A 337-nucleotide genomic window follows, 5' to 3' on the forward strand; every position below is an offset into this window, starting at 1 on the left:
GGGATCTAGCGGGCAGACCGTCCGTCGCGCGTCGTCGACCGCTTCTGCTCGGCGACGCGCGACGACCGCCGCTCCTCGAGGTCCTCGCGCATCCGCCCCGCCGCCACGGCGAGCGCACTCACGAGCGGCTGCGCCTCGCGCGACTCCGTGCGCTCGCGCAGTTCCCGCTCGACGTCCGCGGGATCGCGGGCCTCGGTGGCGTCCCCGTCCTCCGGCGTGGGTGCTCCGGCGCGCTCCTCGTTCCACCGCTCCATGAGTCGACCGAGCCCGCCGAGCAGTTCCGCCGCGGGCGCGAGGGTCTCCGCCCCCGCGATCTCGCCCAAGGGCTTCTCGTGCT

General features: G+C 75.7%; 1 protein-coding gene. It reads right to left on the reverse strand.

The window, feature by feature from the left end; genetic code table 11:
• Positions 1–5: 5 nt before the first annotated feature.
• Positions 6–337 (reverse strand): hypothetical protein (locus tag AC4FQ5_RS19930; RefSeq protein ID WP_491146388.1); only part of this gene is annotated, 332 nt, incomplete at its 5' end.

The organism is Chryseobacterium sp. DT-167 (assembly GCF_058310155.1).